Below are 23333 nucleotides of genomic sequence, written 5' to 3' on the forward strand. Positions count from 1 at the left end.
GCTTACCAGCCTGTTGCTGCTTCCATCGACGTATCAGAACGGGATGGTGGCATCCAGAGAGAACAGGAATTGGTCCTTCCTCCCATCAAACGGCCGGAACGCCCTGTTTATGCCATCCGCTCTGTCATAACGGACATTTGGCCTGATATTCAGCTTTTCCAAAAATCTCCAGTTCATTTTCAGCCTCCTCGCCGGTTTCCAGTTCATGCCTACCGTGACTGCATAATAATTGGCCGGTGCGCTGATAAAAGGTATGTTTCCCGCGTAACTGACGCCTTTGTTATTGGTCGCGAATAGAATCCGGTTGGGGGAGGCCACCCGCCAACCGTTCCGATCGGTAAACCGTTCAGCACGAATGCCGATGGACAAATCGCTGAAAAGATCGTAAGTCAGGTGCGTGTTGATGCTATACCACTCCGCATTACGGATTCCTCCGGGTAGATTGATGTCGGCGGCCCAGCCATAGGTGTGATGGAGGACCATATGGGTTCGCGGCGTGATTCGATGCTGCAGGACGACGCTATACATCATCCACGGATCGTTTGTGGCTGTCTCGCCATAAGTCCCGCCCAAATTGGCCGAGGTCCTCCTGTCGTCGCTGGTCCAAAGAATGGCGGCCACCCCCCCCCAGTTGCCCCATTGTTTATCAAAGCCTCCATCCCAGCCACCCTTGGCGCTTCCCGTGGTTGCGCCGCCGATAACGGACCAATTGGCGTCCACCGTATAGTTGCCCAACAGCCCCGTATGGGTAAACGGCTCGCCGCTGGTAACAGTGAAGGTGCGGGTATAGAAGAAATTGTCGGGAGCAGGAACTGTCTCATAACCGAGCGGCGTATAAAAATGTCCGGCCTTGATATTGAGCCCGTTACCGAAGGGCACGTAGGCTTCCAGGTAAGCCTGCGGAAGCGCAATGCCATAAGTCCGGGTCGATTTACAGCATAAATCGAGATCCCAGTCGCCTCTGTCCGATGGTGCCCCGGTATTTTCGTCGAACGCGGAAATGCCGTAAGCCTGCGTATAAATCGCGTCCGTACCAAACAGAAAATCAAAACGGCCGCCCACACCCCATTCCGCGCCTCCCGACGGTACAGGACGCTGAACGAATAAATTAAACTGATTCAGTTGAAACCGATTGGACCGGTCCGCAAAAGTAACAGGACCATTGAAGCCATCCGCGGGATTATTTGCGTTATGGGTGGCTCCGCCATTGATCCAGCCTCCCAGTTCAAGACGGCTTTCCTTGAGGTAATTTGTTAAGTTATTGGCGTACGCCGCACCTGCAGTAAGACCGGCAAACAATAGGAGGCTTATCAGGGCGGATACCGCCTGACCTTTATTATTTACCGGGTGATTCATTACAAACATCCTTTCAAAACAAGTACAAAAGTATCACTCCGTATTCACTAGTGAATACTTCAGACGATCAAACGGGATCGTGATGAGGTGCTCGGGGCAAGCCGCCAGCGGGGATCCGGCAAAGTTCGCTTTCCCGAGGGGAACGGACGTGAAGAAGTGGTTTACGGAGAAGCAGTCATTGTGTTTCCGAGGCAGGCGGGTGGAGGCTTGGCGGTCAGGAAACCATGCCCCCGCGTAGTCTGGTTTTAGCGATGTGTCATTTTACACCCGGCGCGCCAAGTTCACCAGCAGCGCGCTGGACCAACCGGCTTATCGCAATGGTTACCGAGTTAATTTTTTTGCTGGATTCATCGCGCTATCCCGATACGTTTTCTGACTGCTAGCCACGACATTGAAGTCTAAAGTACTCCGGTTGTGGTGCGACTTCTCATATCGTATTTACCGCAAATCACTTGTCCTGAACGGCTTGTCCTGAACGCCTGAACCACAATTTTCCCGTCACCCCCCTACTGCGGTGCATTGAAACCTTATCGTTTTTCCTCGCCAGGCTTTTTCCCCGCTCGGCGAGCTGCAGCAATCTGTCCCCCCTACTTTCCCTGTTCTTGAACCGCCAGTCCTTTCGCGCCGGCCCCAGGAATGTTTTTTCCAACCGGCGCCAACTCCTGTTTAAACCCTATTTACAGGTGGTGCTTGTCTTCACGAATTTTTCACAAGGCGTGTGTTAATTTGATACCTGAGTAAATTCCTCTGTTATTTAAGTGAATGAATCCTTAAATAAAGGTGGCCTTTCCCAAGCCACGGAGGATGCGATTGGGGCGATCGAATATATCCAGCTGTCAATCCCGGCACGGGGACCGAAAGCAAGCGATAACGCATGATGAATTATTTGGCAGACTCAGGGTCAAACTCAGCAATATTGCAGGACCGGCAGACTGCGTTAATCCTTCGAGAGTAATCAAGATGAAGATGTCTGCTTATGGCTTGATCATGGTTTTGGCTACTTTTGTTGCGGCCCCTGATACGGTTCACGCGGAGGACCATATCAAGAAGACCGGGGAGCATTTGGAAGAGGCGATCAAGAGCGCCAGGGAAGGCAGTCCGCAAGCCGTGGTCAGGCATACCGAAGAAGCCCGAAAGAAATTAATAGAGCACAATAAAGAACATCCTTATACCAACCTTCAGAAATCGATATACGGGGAGCGCAAGAAGGCGGGGCACGACAAGGAAGTTTTCGAGGCGATGGAGATTGCCATTGGTGAAGCCCGGGAAGGGTATGTCCAGCAAGCTGTCGAAGCCTTGGAACAGGCCTGCTTTCATTTGCGGGAAAAAGAGCAGGCAAAATAAGGATGCTGAACATCGTAATACCCGGGCTTGGGCAGGAACAGCCATCACTCCGGACAAGGGGATCAAGACTCCGCTTGCGATCGCCCGGCAGGTTGTAGCGAAGGCAAGCTTAAAGTTGACAATAGGCAACCCCGCTTCTCCCGGCTGCTTTCGCATGCCACGCCTTTATTTTGGCCATCCAGTCACTTCCTTTTGCAGCATCCCATACAGATTTTCGCGCTCCGCGAACCCCCCTATCCCGCTCTTTGCTGTCAAGCCGCACTTGGTATATATTACTCAAATGAGCTATGATGAATGCTCGGATGGAGTAATGATATGACTACCGATATTGAGAAACCCGTGGCAGGGGTAAAGGTACTGAAACGTTCCCGTGCGGCGGTTACCGGCACGCATGTTATTGAAACCAGGAAACCCCTGAGCGTGACCAACTTTTCCGATGTGTACCGCCTGGGGCCTGTGGAGCGCATCGAGATCATCAAAAGAGGCGTACCGGCTGGCGAAGTGGCGAAGATCGCCAAGACCATCGGGAGGCCCAAGGAACGCCTTTTCAAAGTGCTGGGCTTGCCTCGAGCCACCGTCGACCGCCGGGCACGGTCGAAGCAGCAGCTTTCGCCAGACCAGGGTGAACGGGTGTTGGGATTCTCGAAGCTCGTTGGGCAAGTCCAGGTAATGGTCGAGCAATCCGGAGATGCGAGCGGCTTCGATGCAGCCAGGTGGGTGGCCGACTGGCTCGACACGCCAGCACCAGCGCTTGGGGGCCAGTGTCCTGCCGAGTATATGGATACCGCGGAGGGTCAGGAGCTTGTGTCCGGCCTGATCGCCAGGATTCAAAGCGGAGCTTACGCTTGACCGTTCTGGTCTGGCGTATTGGTATCGATACCCCCGATTACGGCGCGGACGACCTGAGCGGAGAAGGCCCCCGCCGCACAGGTGGACGATGGAATCGCCCTGGTACACCGATGATCTACACCAGCAGTTCGGTTGCGCTGGCCTGCCTGGAGACGATTGTGCATCTGGTTGCGGGTGATTTACCTCTCAACCGCTACCTGGTTTCTGTCGAGATCCCGGATGATGTCTGGAAAACAGCAACCGCCCTGGAAACCAGGGACCATGTGGGCTGGGATGCAATTCCGGCCGGCATAACCAGTTTGCAGGCGGGAAACCGGTGGGTCACGGCTGGAACATCTGCCCTTTTGCTCGCACCATCCGTAATTGTGCCGGAAGAAAACAATATCCTCATCAATCCGGCTCATCCGGCCGCTACCGGGATTCGCGCGAAAAAGCTGCGGCGCTGGACATATGATGCCCGTTTGCGATAACAGCTTTTGACTCAAAGCATCCTGACAGGGCAAGGCATTTGCCCGACGCAGAGGAAATTCCTTGTGTTTCAGGCGCCACGGACGCAGGGTTCAAGATTTGTCTTCAACAACCGCAACGTTCACTTCAGCTTGCCGGCAATCAGTGACTCTTTTTGTACCCGCTCCCGCCAACTCTCAATCCAGCCGGGCAGATGTTCAGGCAGCATGGGCGGGGAAACAAAAGCGCCCTGAGCAAGATCGCATCCCGTGCGACGCAGAAGATCCCAGTCGTCCCGGTCTTCAACGCCTTCTGCAACGACTTCCATGCCTAATTGTCTTGCCAGAGCCAGGCTGGCATCGTACATCGCCCGTAATGTTTCGTCCTTCCAGGCGCGATGCACGAAACCTTGATCAATCTTGAGTTCGTCAAAAGGAATATCACGCAACTGAGCGAGCGAAGAGTGTCCCGTGCCGAAATCATCAATGGAAAGGCGGAAACGCTTCAAGCGCAAGCGAGTGAGAATCTCCAGCGGAGCGCGCGTATCCTGCATCAACCGGCTCTCCGTCACCTCCAGCACTACGTTATGAGGTGCAATTCCCAGCGTGGCTGTGGCATCGGCAACAAAATTGAGAAAATTCAGAGATGCCAGATTATCCATCGACACGTTGACCGCCACCCGGAGCGCCAGCTGCGCGTCTTGCCAGGCTTTTGCCTGCGTTATTGCGGCAGTGAGCACGACTTGAGTCAGGGCGTCGATCAAACCAGCCGCTTCAGCCACACTGATGAATTGATCGGGAAAAATGATGCCATCCACCGGGTGCCGCCACCGCACCAATGTTTCGACGCCAACCACGTCGCCGGTGGTAACCGCTACCTTGGGCTGATAGTAATTGACCAGTTCGCCTTTTTCGATAGCGGCCCGCAAATCATCCGCAACGTATACTTTCTTCGTCGATCCCTTCGCTTCAGCTTGAGGAGGAGTCCATTTCTCAAGCAGCGCAGCTAACGCATCCGGCTTGACGGGCTTATGCAGGTAACCAAGTATCGGAATTTTGTGCGCGCGAACCAGTTTTTCGGTGGTCTGCAATATGCGCTCATCCTCGCCGCTGACAAGGATGAGGCTTCCGGCATAACGGCGGTCCACCAGGTGCCGCACGAATTCGATTCCATCCATTTCCGGCATGTTGAGGTCCAGCAGGATCACGTTGGGCGCCCCATCCGCGGCAGCGGCGCGCTCCAGGGCCGCACGCCCGCTATCGCAAAGCGTGACCGACGTAAACCCCAGATTCGAGAGAATGCGCTTCAGCAGCTTGAGCATGAAGTCCTCATCGTCAAGCACCAGAATTCTGACTTCGGATCGTTCTGTCATATCACATCACGTGTCTTGACGGTTATCGAGTTGACCAGGGCCTTGCGAGTGCGCAGGCAAAAATAATGTCCCATACATAGCATAATTATGCCAATGATTCGATATATTTATCCACAGCGGCCAGTTCAGACTCGAAACTTGGCAATAGTGCATTTAATTCCCGCATGTCTCCTGCCTTTCCTGCCCGCTCCATTTCCGCACATCGTTCCCCCAAGGCCAAAGCACCGACCGAGCGCGCCGACGACTTGAGCTTGTGGGCTGATGCGCCAGCGGCTTCCGCCTGTCCCGCCTCACAGGCGGCGCGTAACTCCGCTGCTATTTTCCCCGAACTGGTACGGAAATCCTGCAAAAATTCACTGATTACCGGCGGATCGTTACCTACGAGCGCCTCAAGGACGCTTACGTCCACCGGTTTTTCCCCGGCAGGAGCTGTCGCGGGGGCGATACCGGTGGCGGATGCCGCCGGAGTGGCGAGCGCGAGCAATTCGGTACTCGCAGGAGGCGGCAGCCATTTATGCAGGACTGCTCTCAGGTGCGCAAGCTGGACGGGCTTGCTCAGGTAGTCATCCATGCCGACTGCGCGGCAATGCTCGGCCTCGCCCTTGAGAGCGTTTGCAGTAAAAGCGATGATGGGATGCCTGACCTTGCCTTGCTCGGCAAGCCTGACCGCCGCGGTCAACTGGTAGCCGTCCATTTCAGGCATATGCAGATCGGTGAGCAGCAGCGCATACTCGCCGCCCTCCCAGCGTTTTAGCGCTTCACGGCCATCACGTGCGATGTCGGCGGCATAACCCAGCAAAGTAAGCTGCTGACGGATGACTTTCTGGTTGATTTCACTGTCTTCGGCGACGAGGATGAGTCTCCCCTCCCTTCGAGCTTCCTCGCGCGAGGGCGCGATCACCGGCTCGACCTGGTCTGGTTGGACCGCTTCCACTTCTTCATGTGCCCGCCCCGCCGCGATGGCCACCGCTCGCAGAAACGCTTCGCGATGCATGACGTCGCCATCCAGCGTAACCGTGTCCACCGTTTCAGTGCGCTCATGACGGCGTCGCCCGCGCTTGATGACAACGAAGCGAGGCTCAATGTCAGGCTGGTGATGCCCATGCTCCAGAACGACGAAATGCGAGTCCAGGTCGGGCCGGGCATGGCAGGCGGCGCGAAGTTCCTCAAGCGGTGGAACGTCATGCCCCGCATCGATGATCAGTAGCCATAAACCTGGCGGAAGCGCTTCTATCCGCTTCGGAGCGGCCCTGAAATCCGTCTCCCGCTCGACCGTAGCGCCGCTATATCTCAAATATACCGCCAGATCGTCGCCAAGGCCCTTTTCGTCACCGATCACCAGACAGGATATCCCCGTCAAGTCGACAACCTTGCTCAGGGCGGGTGCCGCGGGCAGTTGAACGAACGACATGCGAACGGTAAAAACAGAGCCTTGAGCCAGTGCGCTCTTCACCCTGATTTCACCGCCCATGGATTCAACCAGATAATGCGAGATTGCCAAACCCAACCCGGTGCCGCCAAATCGGCGGGTGGTGGAGGTATCGCCTTGAGTAAAGGGAGTGAACAGCCGCGCCTGGGTCTCCTCGCTCATGCCGATGCCATTGTCGATGATCTGAAACTCGACCGTCACCTGATCCGGCGTGCGGTCTGCCAGCACAGCGCGTACTGATACCCGGCCGGGTTCTTTCTGTCCACTGGAAAACTTGATGGCGTTATTGGTAAGGTTGACCAGCACCTGACGCAAGCGCAACGCATCGCCCAGCACCTCTTCCGGCATGGCCGGATCGAGAAACAAGGTGAGTTCCACTCCCTTTCTCGCAGCCAGGCTTTCGAGCATGGCGCAAGCTTTTTCCACCACACTCACGATCGACATCGGCGCCTTCTCGAGTTCCAGCCGGCCTGCCTCGATCTTGGAGAAATCGAGAATATCCTCGATGATTTCCAGCAGGGCGAAGGCGGATTCGCGGATGAGATCGACCATCTCCATCTGATAGCCACTGAGACTGGTTTGTTGCAAGACGTCCGCCATACCGATCACGCCGTTCATCGGGGTGCGTATCTCATGGCTCATTGCCGCAAGAAAGACCGATTTCGCCTGATTGGCCTGCTCCGCCTCATGGCGGGCCTGCTCAAGATCCGTCAGGATACGCATCCTTTCGCTGATATCGATGCCGGAAGGTATCAATTTGACCACTTGACCTCTGGCGTTGCGAACCGGCACAAGCATGAAATCGATTGTCATGAGCGTGCCGTCAGCCCGGCGTATCTCGAGATCATGCCGTACTATCTCGCCAAGCAGAGCCGCCTCCACGTCCTTGCGGACCCGCGCCTTCACTTGCGGGCTGTAAGAAAACCATCCTGTCTCGTCAAGACGCTTGCCTATGACATCTTCGCTCCGCAGGCCGCCCAGATCGAGGGCCGTGCGGTTAATCTCGACCAACACCCCGTCGGTCGACAGTTCCCCGACGAATGCCGCCAGATTATCCACAATCGCCCGCAAGCGCTCTTCGCTGCCGCGCAAGGCCTGCTCCGCCTGCTTGCGTTCGTGAATATCACGCAGGACACCGGTGAAATAGCGCTTGCCCCCAACGAAATATTCGCTCACGGCAACGTAGAGATCGACCAGTTCTCCATTCTTGTGCCGCCCCTCTACTTCACGGCCCATGCCGATGTTATGCACCCCCTCGACTTCAAGTCTGAGAATATGGTCGAATTCGCACCGGCCTCGTCCGGTCCGGTAATACCTGTCTATGTAATTCTGATGAGCACCGTGATGGGGTTCGGGCATGAGCATCGAAACGTTCTGGCCGATCACCTCCTCCCGAGTGTAGCCGAAAAGTTTTTCTATCACTGGGTTTACCGACCGGATGATTCCCTTATCGTCTATGGTAATGATGCAATCGACCATGTGTTCGACAATGGAGCGCGTTTCCTCTTCCTTGCTGATCAGCGCGGCATTCGCGCGCTCGAGGTCGGCGGTTCGCGCAACGACCCTGTTCTCCAGGTCCTGGTTGAGCTGCCGCAGATCGTCTTCCGCAACGTCCCGTTCACGGTTGCTGACATTCAGGCGTTCCGTCATGGTGTTGAAGGTGCTTGCGAGCTCCCCTATCTCGTCCCATCCCTTTACCGGTACGCGCTGCTGCAAGTTGCCCGCGGCAATATGATGGGCTCCATGGCTGAGCTTTTTCAGTGTGGTAACGACGCGCCGGCTGAATAAAAGCGCACCCAGCATAGCGGCAAGAAGCGTGAGGCCGAGAATCAGCAAACCGAGATCGCGCACGCGTTTCACCGAAGCAAACACCTCGTCCGCGTCCATTTTGACTTCGATGCCCCAATTCATGCGAGGCAGATAACGCCATGCCGCGACGACTTCCTTGTCGCGATAATCCATTTTCAAACCGCCTCCGCGTTCGCCGTGCAGCCCGCTTTGTATCGCAATCGAAAAAGGCGGGTTATTGAGAGGAATCTCGTACTCAAGCGCAGCATCGGGCTCATGTTTCAGAGGCGCCATTACCAGGGCCTTGTCCTCGTTCAAAAGCCGCGTAACCACTGTTTCCCCGCTCGCTCCCAGCCCCACGTTATCGGTCACGACCTGAAACACCTGCTCGCTATAGATCTGCAGCGCAACCACGCCTTCAAGCTTTCCCTCAACCACGACGGGAAAGGCCATGAAAGCAGCGATCGCCCCCTTCGATGGCGGATAATATTCAAAATCCGACACACCGTTCTGCAATGTATTCAGCGCGTTCCGCGTAATACGGCCTAAACCGCTGTTTTTATATGGGCCGCTGATGAGGCTGGTGGCAAAATCGTCTTCTTTCGCCTGGCTATAGACAATTTCACCCTGAGGGGAAATAAGAAACAGGTCGTAATAACCCGCGTCCTCGACAAAGCGTTTGAAGTGTTCGCGGTAAAAGGCGTCCAGTTCACGGTAGTTGGCTGATCCCACACCGTTTCTGGCATATGCACGCGCAAAATCGCGCATCGCCAGGCGTGTAGTACTGGCAGTCTGGATAACCCGGGCGTCGAGAAGGCGCTCCCGCAGATAGCTATCTATCTGTTCCGCCTTCATGTCGGCTATGGCCGAGACCTGGCGGATCGCGGTACGCTGCGTTTCGGTTTCAAAAGTGCGAAGAAGGCTGAATCCAATGATCAGGATAGGTAGCACGGAGACCGCCACGAACCACACCGCAAAACGCTGCGTAAGCGAGGTAAATCTCATCATGGCGTCAACCCCGGGATGGGTTTCAGCAGCTCGTCCCATTCTTCGCGGGAGCGGTATGTCGGGAAGGGAGCCGGCTCAAGCGGCCGCTCGGAATCCCAGACTACATCGAACTGCCCATCTTTGCGGGCTTTGCCTATGCGTGCCACTTTCCATACATGGCCCGTCACTGGATCGAGTGAAACCACGCCTTCAGGAGCGGGAAGGCTCTGGCGCAGAATAGTGCGTTGCACCTTGCCCAGATCGCCCGAACCGGCTTCGAGCGCCGCCTGGATCCACATTCTCATATTGATGTAGGAAGCCTCCATCGGGCTATCGATGATGGCGCTCTCACCGAAGCGGTGGCGAAACCGGTTTACGAAAGATTGATTCTGATGTGTTGGTATTGTCTGAAAATAATTGCGCGCAGCGTAGTGGCCCGCCATTGGCACGGTATCAAGAGATGTCAGGCCTATCTCGGTCACGCTGAACGATAAAACCGGCATCTCGTCCGGCGTGATTCCATTTTTCTTGAGGGTTCTAAAAAATACGGCATTATCCGTGCGGCTGATGGTATTCAATACGATATCCGGCTGCTGCCCGGCAATATCCGCCACCAGATCGTCCACGACAGCAGATCCCAGAGGAAGGTACCGTTCCCCTACGACTATCGCGTCGTGCGCAAGCAGTAAATCCTTGATGAGTATATTCACAACGCGGGAATATACGTAATCCGATCCGACGAGATACACGCGTTTGCGGCGCGAGTGCGTAGCGCCCGGCTTGCCGAGATTTTCCAGGGCCCAGTGTACGGCGGGCATGACCAACTGGTTGGGTACAGTGCCACCGTAGACGATATTCGGCGACTGTTCCATACCTTCATACCGAAGTGCATAAAAAAGCAGGTGATTATGTTCCTCGACTACTCGTTTCACCTGTTTTCGGCAATCCGAGTTCCAGCAGCCGAACAAGGCCTGCACCTGCTCTTCCTTGATCAGGCGCTCAGCCTCCTTCGCGCAATAGGCCGCGTCGGATCTGCAATCCGCCACTACCGCTTCGATCTTCCTGTCATTGATACCATCTGCCGCATTGGCCTCTTCGATGGCGAACCGGATAGCGTCGACCAAGGGTTTTTCGCTTTCCGCCATAGAGCCCGACAAGGAATGCAGCACACCGATCCTGATGTTCTCCTTGGGACCCGCATATTTTTTCCATATCATGAAGGCGACGATCACCAGAATGATCAGCAGAACAAGAACGCGCAATATATGGCTAACCTTCAACGCCTGGTCTCCCTGATATGGAGGTACAAATGCAGTGTGGCAAATCCGTTACTATGCTAATCATAGACACAATAGCCGCGTTACGAAACAATTCCGGAGCAAAATCCGTGCGCATCGATTATCAGGAATCGCTGAGCACTCTCAGGTGAGCAGCTGCGCTCCGTCCCAGGGCGGGCAACGCGTATCCCCCTTCCAGAGACGAAACAATCCGGTTGGCGGCATGAACCTGCGCTACCTCTCTGATTCTTTCCGTGACCCATGCGTAATCACTTTCCACAAGATTCAAGGAAGCAAGATCATCGTCGGTGTGAGCGTCGAAACCGGCCGAAATAAATAGCATCTGCGGTTTGAATCTTTCAAGCGAGGGCAGCCAGAATTCGCTCACCACCCTGCGGAATATTTCCCCGCCGCTGCCCGCCGCCAGCGGAATATTGACCATGCGTTCCGACCGTCCCGTGAGGCCGCCATAGGGATAAAAGGGATGCTGGAATATCGAAACCATCATGACCCGGGGGTCATCCCGAAAAATATCCTCTGTGCCGTTGCCGTGATGCACATCGAAATCCACCACTGCAATACGCTCCAAAGCATGCGCGTCCATTGCGTGGGCGACTCCGGCCGCAATATTGTTTAACAGGCAGAAACCCATCGCCCTGTCCCGTTCTGCATGATGGCCCGGCGGGCGAACACTACAAAAGGCATTGTCCGCCTTCTTTCCCATCACCAGGTCCGCCGCCAGTATTACCGCCCCGGCAGCGCGATAAGCCGCTTTCAAGCTGTGCTGGTTCATCGCCGTGTCCGGATCAAGATATGCCAGGCCGGAGGAACGGGCCCTGGACGAACTGACGTCGAGCGAAGCAATATAACCGGGTGTGTGCACGCGTTCCAACTGCTCCCGTGTGGCCAATGGCGCAGCATGGCGCTCCAGCTTGTCCATGAGGCCGCAAGCAGTCAGCGCATCCTCTATTGCCTTGAGCCGCGCAGGGCTTTCAGGATGATAGGGACCCATATCGTGAAGCAGGCAATCGGGGTGCGAAATAAAAGCGGTGTGCATAGAGAATCTCCAGTAATCCTTCGTGCTTCATGGAACACTCTTTAACAACGGAGGTGCATAAGCGATCTGCTCACGAGCTGCCCGCATATGGCAGGCCGAGACGACGAAAGAATCGCCAAGCCTGTCTCCAATACGATTGATACGCAGGGTATTGCCTCACAACCGCTTTTGGCGCCAGGCGTCCCTGCTTGCTCTTTCCGCATCTGCCGCTTCTTCATTGCCTTGATTTCCTGCAAAATTGAAACGATCGTCCAGTCCGTGATAATCTCGGGGCACCGATGAAATATTCAAATAACGCCGCTGTTGCGTCCCTAAAAGGCAAATCGGGGACTGATCCAGAGTTATTCAGAGGCTTCCTAAAATAATAAGGCATTCAATGTCTCTTTCCCGGCAACTCTGGCTGACTGTCATATTGGTAACGCTGACCAGTTTTACTGGCGGCTTTGCCATAAGCCTGCTCAGCACGCAAAGCTATCTCGAGCAGCAACTCCATCGGAAAAATATCGATAGCGCCAATTCCCTCGCGCATTCCATCTCCCAGCTAAGCAAGGACCCGGTCACGATCGGTTTGCAGATCGCGGCACTTTTCGACAGCGGCCAATACGAAACGATCTCGATCACCTCGCCCGATGGCAGAGTGATTACAGAAAGGGTCCAAGACCGGGTAGACATTACTGTTCCCGAATGGTTTGTTGATCTCTTCCCTATTCGCGCTGAACCGGGCCAGGCTCAGATCTCTGACAGCTGGATGCATTTTGGTGTCATCAAGGTAGTAAGCCAGACCCGGCTCGCCCATCTGGCCCTGTGGAATCAAGCGGAAACCCTGCTACTCTGGTTTCTGGCTGCTGGCCTCTCCTGCGGGCTCATCGGCATGCTGATGCTCCAACGCATCAAAAAACCGTTGTCCACGATGGTCGAACAGGCTGAAGCTATTACCGAACGCCGCTTTCTCACCATTTCCGAGCCTCGCATACCCGAACTCCGCAGCATTGCACGGGCCACGAACGACATGATAAGACGTCTGCATAACAGGGCCATTGAGGAAACAGCCCGGCTGGAAACCTTGCATAAGCAGATAAATTACGATCCGGTCACTGGCCTCGCCAATCGCGAGTACTTCATGAACCGGCTTGCCGAAATTGTGGGCGGCGGAGATACCCCTGACCATGCAGGGGAAAAAGAAGCTGCACCCGGCACAAGCATAAGCGGGGAAGATGTCACCCCTGGAGTGAGCGCAAGGGTTGTTGCCGGAAGCGGAGACGAGGCACCCGCCGCCCCGGGCACTGGAAGTGAAGTCGCTGCTACCGCAAGCGCTACCGAAGGCGCCTCAACCGGGGCAACCGCAGCAAGCGAGGGAGATGAAGCGGCCATCCCAGCCGAGGGTATTGAAGCGGCTCCTGAAGTTATTATCCCGGTCGAGCGCGGTCAGCTTATCGCTCCAAATGAGAATGGCAAAGCTGTCGCCGAACCGGATCAAGAGGAAGCTGTTCGAGAACATATAGCGGCAGAGGCGAGCAAGCGGCAAAATGGTATTCTTTTCCTCGTACGCCTCAATAATCTGCAAGAGATCAACCAGAAACTGGGACGCACAGAGACAAACAACCTGCTCCGGCAGGTAGCGGCCCTCATGGGCAAGACCGCCGCCGAAGCCTCTTCGGATAATGAATCTTCCGCTTCTCTCGCCGCCCGCCTGAATGGATCGGATTTTGCACTTCTCATCCCCGACATGGATGATGCGGGCCGCATCGCCAACCAGTTGACAAGGGAACTCACCGCTCTGTCCCTACAAACGGGGGAGGCCGTGAAGGATCTGTATCACATTGGCGCCGTTCGCTACCAGCGCGGCGATAAGCTTGGCGAGCTCTTCGCCAAGGCTGACCTTGCACTGAGCACCGCCGAGCAAACGGGCGTCAATGCCTGGCATGCTATTGCCGCGCAACCCGGTCATCCACCTGCTCCGGCCGTCAATATCGGCGATTGGCGGCATATTTTCAAGGATGCATTTGCAGAAGATCGCTTCACGCTGGCTCTTTACCCTGTCGTGGGACGCAGTGGCGCGCCATTGCATCAGGAAGCGTTTGTTCGCATGCAGGCCCAGCGCAATGGAGGCTGGCTGGAGGCAGGCGACTTCGTCAATATCGCAGTTCGCCTCAGTCTCACCGGCCCCCTGGACATGGCGGTCATTCGCCATGCAATTGAATCATTGCAGTCGGGTACCGATGACCTCGCGGTCAACCTCTCGATTGAAACCGTCGCTAACTGGGAGTTCCGGAATAAACTGGCAGCGTTGCTGGGCCAGTTTCCGGATCTGTGCCGGCGGCTCTGGATTGAAGTACCGGAGTATGGCGCCTTTCGCAAATTTGAAGCGTTTCGTGATTTCTGTCATACCTTCGGATCGCTCGGCTGCCGCACGGGCATCGAGCATTTTGGTCACCAGTTTAGCGAGCTTCGGCAACTCACGGGTCTCGGCCTGGGTTATATCAAGGTAGACGCCGCCTTCGTGCACGGCATCCATCAGAACAAGAATAACCAGCGCTTTCTGAAAAACTTGTGCAGGCTGGCGCACGACCAGGGCGTTGTCGTAATTGCACTGGGCGCACAAGCTGAAGCTGAGCGGAAGGCATTGGTAAAGCTCGGCTTCGATGGCGTTACCGGACCCGGCATACGATAATTTCCCTGCTTTCCATTGCAATTCATTGCAGCGCCAACCTTCATTATTGCAATGCCCGGATGTTAAGTCTATAACTCAATAGCCCTTACAAATTAATAATACCAAGGAGAAAGCGTGGCCACCTCACACACATGGAAATTTTTCCGGGCTGGCGGTTTTGATCAGGTGCAAATCGATAACGGCGCGGACTTGCTGGCTTTAAAAGAGCTGGATCAAAAGTTGTGGGTAGCATTGAGTTGCCCGACGCGCGGCATAGAGTTCGATACCAAAACCCTCGACTTGATCGACCATGATGACGATGCCCGTGTGCATGCGACCGAGGTGCTGGCAGCTATCGCATGGGCTGGCAATTTGCTGAGGAATCCCGATTTGCTGATCGAGGGTTCGGATCGTGTCGCGCTGGCCGACATAAACGATAATAGCAAAGAAGGGCGACAGCTGCTTGCTTCAGCGCAATACATCCTGAAAACGCTGGGCAAAGCCGATGCCGCAGAGATCTCTCTCGCGGATATGTCCGACATCGAGAAGTTTGTTGCGGGCCTGGAATTTAACGGGGACGGTGTAATTCCTGCCGGACAGAGTGCGGATGCCGCGTTGCGCGCAACGATTGAGGACATAATCAAATGTCGTGGCTCGGTAGCGGACAGGAGTGGAAAAGCCGGGATTGACCAGGAAACCACCGATGCTTTTTTTGCGGAAGTTGCCGCCTATTCCGAGTGGCAGGCGAAGGGCGACGGTGATGCACATATCAGGTTTCTTGAGGAAAAAACCCTGGAGGCCGCGGATGCCTTCCGTGCTGTCAAAGAGAAAGTCAGCGACTATTTCACCCGCTGCCAACTGGCCGCTTATGACGGGCGCGCCGCGACGCCGCTGAGCCGCTCCGCCGATGATTACAAGAGTATTGCAGCACAAACGTTATCGTCACACAACACAGATATAGCAAGTTTCCCGCTGGCGACGGTGGAGCCGGACAAGCCTTTGCCACTGATTTCAGGCCTGAACCCGGCATGGCAAAAACAGATAGACGCGTTACGGACGCAAGCTATTGTGCCACTATTTGGCGAAAAGCAGGTTCTGCTGGCTTCGGAGTGGGATGCGCTTTGCGCCAAGTTTGCGGCGTTTGAAGCATGGCAAAGCGCCAAGCCGGCTTCCAGTATCGAACAATTAGGCAAGGCACGTTTGAGGGAGATATCCGGCAGCAACCATCAAGAAGTAATCAATGATCTGATTATCCAGGATAAAGCGGTGGAAAACGAGGTAAAGGCGATACGTTCAGTGGAACAACTGCTGCGCTACAGCCGCGACCTCTTCAAACTGATAAACAATTTTGTTTCGTTCCGCAGCTTTTATACGGGGAGAGATAAAGCGATTTTCCAGTTGGGCACGCTGTATCTCGATGGGCGCAGTTGTGATCTGTGCTTAAGAGTAGAGGATATTGGCAAACACGCGGAGTTTGCCAATATGAGCGGCCTGTATCTCGCCTATTGCGATTGCATACGCAAGGGCGGTACGGAAAAAATGAGCATTGCGGCTGCCTTTACCGATGGCGATTCGGATTTTCTGATGGTAGGCAGAAATGGAATTTTTTATGACAGGAAAGGCCAGGATTGGGATGCCACCATCGTGCGGATTGTGGACCATCCGATCAGCATCCGCCAGGCATTCTGGTCGCCATACAAGAAGCTGATCAAGTTTATCAACGAGCAACTGGAGAAACTGGCTGCGCAGAAAGCAGCCGCAGCGGATCAAAAGCTGTTAGCTGCCGCGGTGATGCCGCCCCCGCCCGCTGCACCGGGTGCGCCTCCTCCTGCACCGCCAAAAACACCTTTCGATGTAGGAAAATTTGCCGGGATTTTTGCAGCGATAGGGCTGGCGCTCGGTGCTATCGGTGGAATTCTTGCGTCACTGGTCAGCGGGATATTGGGCTTGCAATTCTGGCAGATACCGTTGGCGATAATCGGCCTGATATTATTGATTTCCGGCCCGTCCATGATCGTGGCATGGTTCAAGTTGAAGAAACGCAACCTTGGCCCCGTGCTGGATGCCAATGGCTGGGCGATCAATGCGCGGGCGCGCATCAATATTCCGTTTGGCAAGTCTTTGACCAAGATGGCGAATCTGCCGGAAGGTTCGCGCCGCTCGTTGTCCGACCCGTACGCGGAGAAAAAACCGGTATGGCCATACCTTGTTTTGATTGCGGGAGTCATCGTCGCTTTGCTCATTGTGTGGCAGATGGGCTTTTTCGGAGTACGCCCGATCGAATAAGCGGACTGAACAGCAACTTATTCAGCATCGTCTATGGACACCTTCTCCGGCTCCCCGTAATTAAATTTTCACCTTTACAGGAGGACAGGAGCCCATGAATATTGATGAACTCAAGTCGGTTGCACAGGCCATTGTTGCAAGGCAGAAGGGTATTCTGGCGGCGGATGAAAGCAATCCCACCATCAAGAAACGCTTTGATCCGATCGGGGTTGAGTCGACTGAGGAAAATCGCCGTCGATATCGTGAAATACTATTCACCACAGAGGGTATTGAGCGCTATATTGGCGGCGTCATCCTTTTCGATGAGACATTGCGGCAGAGCTCCCGTGACGGCATTCCTTTCGCACACCTGCTGTCGGGGCGGGGCATCATACCCGGCATCAAGGTCGATAAAGGCGCAAAGGCGCTGGCACTGCATCCCGGTAACAAAGTCACCGAGGGCCTGGACGGTTTGCGCGACCGGCTTGCGGAATACAAACAGCTGGGGGCGAAATTCGCAAAGTGGCGGGCGGTGATCGAGATCGACGAGCAGAATGTGCCATCCGCATACGCCATCCGCGCAAATGCCCACGCGCTTGCGCGCTATGCCGCCCTTTGCCAGGAAGCTGATATCGTGCCTATCGTAGAGCCGGAAGTGCTCATGGATGGCGCCCATGACATCCAGCGGTGCAACGTCATTACCTCGCAAATGCTTGAGAGCGTATTCTCGGAGCTTAACGCGCATGGCGTGCTGTACGAAGGCATGTTGCTCAAACCGAATATGGTGATTCCAGGGATGAAGTGCCCCCAGCGGACCAGTGCAGAGGAAGTGGCTCAAGCTTCTGTCCGTTGTTTGCGGCGTTATGTACCGGCGGCGGTTCCGGGTATCGTATTTCTTTCCGGTGGCCAGAGTGCGGAAGACGCAACGGACAATCTGAACGCCATGAACGCCATGGATGCCAATCCGCCATGGCAACTAAGTTTCTCTTATGGGCGGGCGCTGCAAGCGCCGGTTCTCACCGCCTGGAAAGGGCAGGAAAGCAACGTGGCCGAAGCGCAGCGCGCATTCTCCAAACGCTGCCAGCTTAACGGTTTGGCTCGGGAAGGAATATATAGCCGGGCAATGGAAAACAGATAACTTGCAAGAACCGATGAACTGATGGGTGTCTACGCGATAGCGGCAGTAGGGGCTGGCGCGGCGCTTGGTGCATGGTTGCGCTGGTGGTTTGGCATAGCCTTGAATCCGGTCTTTCCCACCCTTCCGCTGGGCACGCTGACAGCCAATCTGGCTGGGGGTTATCTCGTCGGCATTGCCGTTGAATATTTTCATCATAACACCGTCCTTCCACCCGAAGCGCGGCTATTCATTATCACCGGATTTCTTGGCGGGTTGACCACCTTTTCCACTTTTTCGGCTGAAACGGTTACGCTGCTGTTACGGGAGCAATATGGCTGGGCCTGCATTATTGTTTTTTCGCACCTGGCTGGTTCCTTGACAATGACAGTCCTGGGGATAATGACGATCAAATGGCTGGCGCAGCAATAATACGGGAGGCCATGGGCAGGTTGGCCTGAAAGCTGAAGTGGGGGGACGAAAACGGAAAGGAGGAGACCATGCAGGGGACCTTTCTCAAATTCTACGTAAGCGAATACCGCGAACACAAGGGCATTCTTTTATTCGAGTGGCTCCTGGAACGCGCAAAAAGATTCGGCTTTAACGGTGGCACGGCCATGCGCGCGATAGCCGGTTTCGGGCGTCATGGAGTGTTGCACGAAGAAACCTTTCTTGAGCTCTCGGCTGACCTTCCGGTCGAGGTGAGCTTCGTCCTGAGCGAGGAGGAAGCCGCGCAGTTTCTCGATTTGCTGCAGGCAGAAGACGTGGACCTGTTTTACGTCAAATTCCCCGTTGAGTACGGATTTTTGCCATTCATAATACAAGATTAAATAATGATGCCGGACTCCCGCCGGTCTGGCGTGGTTGTAAGCTGATGAAAAAAATCTTTTACTTTTTTCCGGCTTGCACCCATGCGAGAGTGGAACGAATGGGGGAATCGCCCTCAGGCGCGGTGGATGTTCGTTCCCCACTCCACGTCATGCCAATTACCAGTGCCACGATAATGATTTTCACGCGCATGTTTCCATTGTTGAACAACATTATTACAATTTGAGCGGTGTACGTAAAAAAAGCCCGGCGCAGGGTCACTGCTGCCGGGCCGTGGCGTTTGCTGCAGTGGGGAAGTTGGCTCTTGCCGCCAGCCCATCCCCAATTGCATCTTACCCTTTCGAGGCGGCTTGCCTATTGGACTAAGGTACTACTCTGGAGTAGTTGGATAGTGTAAGGTTCGAGGAAGCTTCGTAATGATGCGAAGCTGACACTTCGCAGGGGTACAACTGAGTAGACCGGGTTATGCCCGGGTATCAAAAATGTCGGGGTGCGGCGACGGAAATCGTCCACATTCTGAAAGATCGATAGCGGTACGCCAAATATATTGACGTACTGGTTTCCGGGATTTTCTGGGGCTCCAGATTGAATTCTGCGTTATTTGAGTCCGACTGTTTCAGCATTGCACCATCCTGATTAGGTCGTTCCGTTCATGCTATATTTTCCGCGTCATGTTCACCCCGCGCCCCTCCGCAGGGTATGACAACGAGATCAATCCCCAATGTGGGAGTCAGCGCCACGTAACGCAATCGTACCTGAAAATTCAGCATGGCAATTCAATCCTGCTTAATTGGTCGCGCTACCGACATCAAAGGCCACGTAATCGCCTGTAAGTAAAAATTGAGTAGCTTACCGTTCCTGCCAATCTACTTCTTTTCCCCCTGCCCCGACGCGAGGGCGATACGAACCGAGGCACCGCCATCCGCTTTACTCGACGCTTGCTCATTACTCCATACCATGCCGATTACCAATGCCACGATAATGATCTTTGCACGCACGCTGCTACTCCTGAATGACATTATGACTATAACGGCAGGAAATCGAGAAAAAAAAGCCCGGCGCAAGATCGTTGGCCGGGCAGTGGCGTTTGTTGCAACCGGGTCAGCTATTTCTCCCGTTAGCCATACCCAAGCCGCATCTTACCCCTTCTGGGTTTGTTGCCTATTGGACTGAAGTACACTCTCGCGATCCACCGAAAGGTTCTCCTGACTACCGCCCCCATATAGTTGAAGTCATTACGAAGCCGATTTTCCATTGGTGACCCGCCTTAGCTTTTACGGGTTTTTATGCTATACATAATTGCCACTCTACCACTCCATACGGCCTGAAACCGGTCAAGCACGGCACGGCGCCGCCGGAACGAAAGGCCAACCCTATGGCGGAACAGCAAGACGAGAAACCCAGACTGCCGCTAGCCGGGCTCGCTATCCTGGTGACGATGATAGGAGGCTTGCTCGTCTATCAGGACTTCGCGCTTAAAACCTCCCGGCCAGTCGACAAGGAAAAGACGAACTATCTATCCCTGGACAAGGACCAGGTGCAGGCGCGCCTTTGGCAAGACCCATTCGAGGCTGTCGCGACACATCGTATCAATGAGCAAAAGCGGTCCAGCGAGTCCGGTAAAACAACCGGACCGGCAACTATTAATGATTTAAGCATCAATGATTTCATTACCCGCATCAAGGAATCCATAGGAACCTTCCGGGAAGTTCGTATCCTGCCGGTGTTTGTGGACGGGAGCCCATATTCCAGCGGCGCCGAATCAAGGCTCAACGACCGATATGCCCTCATATCGGCGTTGGGCGCGGCGGGCTATGTGCCGGAATCAGGGGACCACATCCATGTTTTCAGGTGGGATCGGGAGGAAGAGAGAAAGAAGACAGCGCGACAACAGAGGGATGAATCGAGCGTACTTGTTCCCGTGGAGTTGTTTCACCCGAAGGCAAAAATCCGGGATGAACCATATGGCAAGCAGGTTCTCGTTTTATGGCTCAAAGCCCAGGATTTCAGCGAGAAACCGCTCCAGTCCCTGAATGCGCTTCTGGAAGAGTTGAATAGAGCGTTCATCAAAACTCCGCCTGAAATAAAACCAATGTATCGCATACTGGGGCCCCGGTTTTCGACCGGGCTGAGCGCCATGATGAAAGAACTGCAGGCCATCCAGGCCGGGGCTTGTATTCCTCAATTCAGGCAACTGAACGACGCGAAATTCTATTCCCCCTGGGCAACGGCGGACGGTACCTTTTTACTGGATTATTCGCTCGATCCGCCTGACTTGGATCAGGCTGGCAATGTCAAAGAAACAGGCAGGACCGTCAAGGAAATATTCGAGTGCGCAGGAATCGATTTGACCAGGACGATCAAGACTGACACCGTGCTGGCAGAGCAGCTTTTCGAGGAATTGAAACGCCGTGCGGTGGATTTGCAGGACTGTCCAGCCAATACCTGTAAACATAGGGTCGCACTGATTTCAGAATGGGACACCCTTTATGGGCGCTCTTTGCCACGCATATTTGCCGCTGTGGTCCAGAATAACGGTCTCGGCAAAAGCCCTGGAATCACCGCCCAAGTCAATAAACTACGCGAAGACGAGTGGCCCGACTGGGTTTCCCGATACTCGTACCTGATGGGATTGGATGGAGAATTGCCAGCCAGGACAAGTGACATGGAATCAGGGCCAACTCAGGCAACAAACCTGCTGGAGCACCAAAATCAGCAGTCCCGGCAAATGCCGGCCGAGATGCCTGAAGGCCGTAGTCAGCTAGATTACGTTCGCAGGCTTGCGTTGTCCCTGAAGCAAGAGCAGGAGCAGCGTGGCGAGGAATTCAGGGCAATCGGCGTACTGGGCAGCGATGTGTATGATAAGTTGTTAATATTGCAGGCATTGCGTCCGATATTTCCACGCGCGATCTTCTTTACCACCGATCTGAATGCCAGGCTGACCCATCCCTCGCAATGGCAATGGACGCGCAATCTCATCGTTGCGTCGCACTTCGGACTGGAACTTCAACAGGATCTTCAAACTCCTATTCCGCCGTTCCGGGATAGTTACCAGACCTCGTTGTTTTACGCCTCGTTGTGGGCTCTGGATCACTTCAGATCGCCCGGCCGCGCGGATTATTTCCAGCTGAGGATGGGAGAAGATGCCGATAAAAAATTCTCCAGGAACACGGACCCACGATTGTATGAAGTCGGGAGGCACGGCGCTTTTGACATCAGTCCCGGTGCGAACTCCGCGTCCGGGGATTATTCAAGCATTCATCCACCGCGGCCCGATCTAAATTCCGACCCATGGCAGAGCCTGAAGCGGGCGGGCCTAGAGTTCATCACGGTCATCTCTCTCATCCTGGCCGCTATGCTGACCAGTAGCGTGGCGGCAAATGTCTTTACCAAACTGGCCTGGAAACTGTTCGGAATGGCCATCGTTATTGGAACAATCTGTTACGGCCTGGTGCTGTGGATCAGATGGACGATACCGAATGTCGCAGAAAACGAGCCCTTTGTGTTGAATGAAGGAATCAGTGCGTGGCCAACGGTGGTAATTCGCCTGTTCGCTATTGCCATGACCCTTGTATTTCTCCGGTATTCCTGGCAAAAGTTGAAGGATAACGAAAAAGCCCTGGCGCGTGCCTTCGGATTCGAAGACAAGGATAAGCTCGCGGATAGACTCGATCCCATCCCTCTGATATTTTCCGCCAGGTTCCTTGACTGCTGTGTAGGACTGCACAGGTGGCATCCGCAAGCTGGCGGCCAGATTGACGCTGCGCTTCTATGGTGGAGAAGCGCAATGCATAGCGAAATCAGAATGGTCGCAGCGCGGATTGTGCCACAGGTTGCCATTGCTTTCGCTGTCGCTTGGCTGTTGCTGGAACTGTTCGGTTTTCCCTATATACCTTGCCGGGGCGAGGCCTGCGCAAAAATCAATTATGTGAGCACGGTGTTCAGTTCGGTTGCGATGCTCGTCCTGATATTCTACGTGATCGATGCCACCAGAATTTGCCTGAAATGGGTTGACTGCATTGGCATGGGGAAAGTTTTGTGGTCCGACGGCACCCGGCTAAAAATAGCCAAGGAGCGAGGCGTTAGCGAGAAGAACCTGGATGAATGGCTGGGCATCGAATTGATTGCGGAACGCACTGCCCTCCTCGGTAAGTTTATTTACTTTCCTTTCATTATCATGCTGTTGCTAGGCGTTGCGCGCCACACCTACCTCGATAACTGGGATTTTTCGACTGCGCTCGTCATTATCTTTACGCTCAGCGCGATACTTATTTTCCTGAATAGCATGTTATTACGACGGTCGGCCGAAACAGCCAAATGGCGAGCCATCGAACGCCTTGAAGCCAGGCTTATCGGATTGTCTGACCAAACACCGGATGAGCGAAAAGAGAAGCGGCAGATCGAGTGGGTAATCGCCGCGATCAAAAACAACCGTAGAGGCGCCTTTCTTCCCTTTACTCAGCATCCGGTATTCGGCGCCGCGATAGCTTTGCCATCCGGCGCATATGGCATTGTGCTCTTGCTCGAGTATCTGGCAACGAGTTTCTGACGACTGTAACGCGCTGCACAA

General features: G+C 54.6%; 16 protein-coding genes. 9 read left to right on the forward strand and 7 right to left on the reverse strand.

The genetic code is table 11. The features are described from left to right. Positions 1–33: 33 nt before the first annotated feature. Positions 34–1356, reverse strand: coding sequence for a porin (locus tag BMZ14_RS04205; protein ID WP_074795565.1), 1323 nt, complete (start codon positions 1354–1356; stop codon positions 34–36). Between the two features lie 960 nt (positions 1357–2316). Between BMZ14_RS04205 and smbP the strand changes: the two genes are divergently transcribed. From smbP to BMZ14_RS04225, 3 genes are all read left to right on the forward strand, one after another. Next, the gene (smbP, locus tag BMZ14_RS04215; RefSeq protein ID WP_177186905.1) at positions 2317–2700 is read left to right on the forward strand and encodes a small metal-binding protein SmbP; all 384 of its coding nucleotides are present in this window, start codon (positions 2317–2319) and stop codon (positions 2698–2700) included. A gap of 315 nt (positions 2701–3015) precedes the next feature. Next, positions 3016–3549 carry a type II RES/Xre toxin-antitoxin system antitoxin gene (gene parS / locus BMZ14_RS04220; protein WP_083396619.1) on the forward strand — a complete coding sequence of 178 codons (534 nt, stop codon included), beginning with the start codon at positions 3016–3018 and terminating at the stop codon, positions 3547–3549. Next, the gene (locus BMZ14_RS04225) at positions 3546–4019 is read left to right on the forward strand and encodes an RES family NAD+ phosphorylase (protein ID WP_074794981.1); all 474 of its coding nucleotides are present in this window, start codon (positions 3546–3548) and stop codon (positions 4017–4019) included. The genes parS and BMZ14_RS04225 overlap by 4 nt, the downstream gene beginning before the upstream one ends. Positions 4020–4138: 119 nt before the next feature. Here BMZ14_RS04225 and BMZ14_RS04230 read toward each other — a convergent pair whose 3' ends face one another. The 4 genes from BMZ14_RS04230 to BMZ14_RS04245 form a co-directional block, all read right to left on the reverse strand. Then, on the reverse strand, positions 4139–5368 hold the full coding sequence (locus BMZ14_RS04230) for an EAL domain-containing response regulator (protein WP_074794983.1): 1230 nt from the start codon (positions 5366–5368) through the stop codon (positions 4139–4141). Positions 5369–5453: 85 nt separating this feature from the next. Continuing rightward, positions 5454–9632, reverse strand: a complete 4179-nt coding sequence (locus BMZ14_RS04235) for a PAS domain S-box protein (protein ID WP_256208367.1) — start codon at positions 9630–9632, stop codon at positions 5454–5456. After that, positions 9590–10852, reverse strand: a complete 1263-nt coding sequence (locus tag BMZ14_RS04240) for an ABC transporter substrate-binding protein (RefSeq protein ID WP_074794987.1) — start codon at positions 10850–10852, stop codon at positions 9590–9592. Before BMZ14_RS04240 ends, BMZ14_RS04235 begins: the two co-directional genes overlap by 43 nt. 121 nt (positions 10853–10973) lie before the next feature. Beyond that, a complete protein-coding gene (locus BMZ14_RS04245) occupies positions 10974–11906 on the reverse strand; it encodes a histone deacetylase family protein (protein WP_074794989.1) in 933 nt (310 codons plus the stop codon). Positions 11907–12282: 376 nt separating this feature from the next. Between BMZ14_RS04245 and BMZ14_RS15250 the strand changes: the two genes are divergently transcribed. From BMZ14_RS15250 to BMZ14_RS04280, 5 genes are all read left to right on the forward strand, one after another. After that, positions 12283–14577 carry an EAL domain-containing protein gene (locus BMZ14_RS15250; protein ID WP_256208368.1) on the forward strand — a complete coding sequence of 765 codons (2295 nt, stop codon included), beginning with the start codon at positions 12283–12285 and terminating at the stop codon, positions 14575–14577. 114 nt (positions 14578–14691) lie between these two features. Then, the gene (locus tag BMZ14_RS04265) at positions 14692–16842 is read left to right on the forward strand and encodes a hypothetical protein (RefSeq protein ID WP_074794991.1); all 2151 of its coding nucleotides are present in this window, start codon (positions 14692–14694) and stop codon (positions 16840–16842) included. A 94-nt stretch (positions 16843–16936) separates the two neighbouring features. Next, positions 16937–17959, forward strand: a complete 1023-nt coding sequence (locus BMZ14_RS04270; protein ID WP_074794993.1) for a class I fructose-bisphosphate aldolase — start codon at positions 16937–16939, stop codon at positions 17957–17959. A gap of 21 nt (positions 17960–17980) precedes the next feature. After that, on the forward strand, positions 17981–18367 hold the full coding sequence (crcB, locus tag BMZ14_RS04275) for a fluoride efflux transporter CrcB (protein WP_074794995.1): 387 nt from the start codon (positions 17981–17983) through the stop codon (positions 18365–18367). Between the two features lie 68 nt (positions 18368–18435). Then, positions 18436–18765: a DUF190 domain-containing protein gene (locus tag BMZ14_RS04280; RefSeq protein WP_074794997.1), complete on the forward strand. Its 330-nt coding sequence runs from the start codon at positions 18436–18438 to the stop codon at positions 18763–18765. 58 nt (positions 18766–18823) lie between these two features. Here the strand turns inward: BMZ14_RS04280 and BMZ14_RS15385 are convergent, their stop codons facing one another. Together BMZ14_RS15385 and BMZ14_RS15390 are read right to left on the reverse strand one after the other, a co-directional pair. Continuing rightward, a complete protein-coding gene (locus tag BMZ14_RS15385) occupies positions 18824–18949 on the reverse strand; it encodes a hypothetical protein (RefSeq protein WP_256208369.1) in 126 nt (41 codons plus the stop codon). Positions 18950–19629: 680 nt separating this feature from the next. Further along, positions 19630–19761, reverse strand: coding sequence for a hypothetical protein (locus BMZ14_RS15390; protein WP_256208371.1), 132 nt, complete (start codon positions 19759–19761; stop codon positions 19630–19632). A 377-nt stretch (positions 19762–20138) separates the two neighbouring features. On the opposite strand from BMZ14_RS15390, the gene BMZ14_RS04285 reads away from it, so the two are divergent. Continuing rightward, positions 20139–23312 (forward strand): hypothetical protein, encoded by a 3174-nt coding sequence (locus BMZ14_RS04285; protein WP_074794999.1) that lies wholly within the window; start codon positions 20139–20141, stop codon positions 23310–23312. The last annotated feature ends 21 nt before the right edge of the window (positions 23313–23333 follow it).

Origin of the sequence: Nitrosospira briensis (genome assembly GCF_900115125.1) — a bacterium.
Taxonomy (GTDB): Bacteria; Pseudomonadota; Gammaproteobacteria; order Burkholderiales; family Nitrosomonadaceae; genus Nitrosospira; species Nitrosospira briensis_A.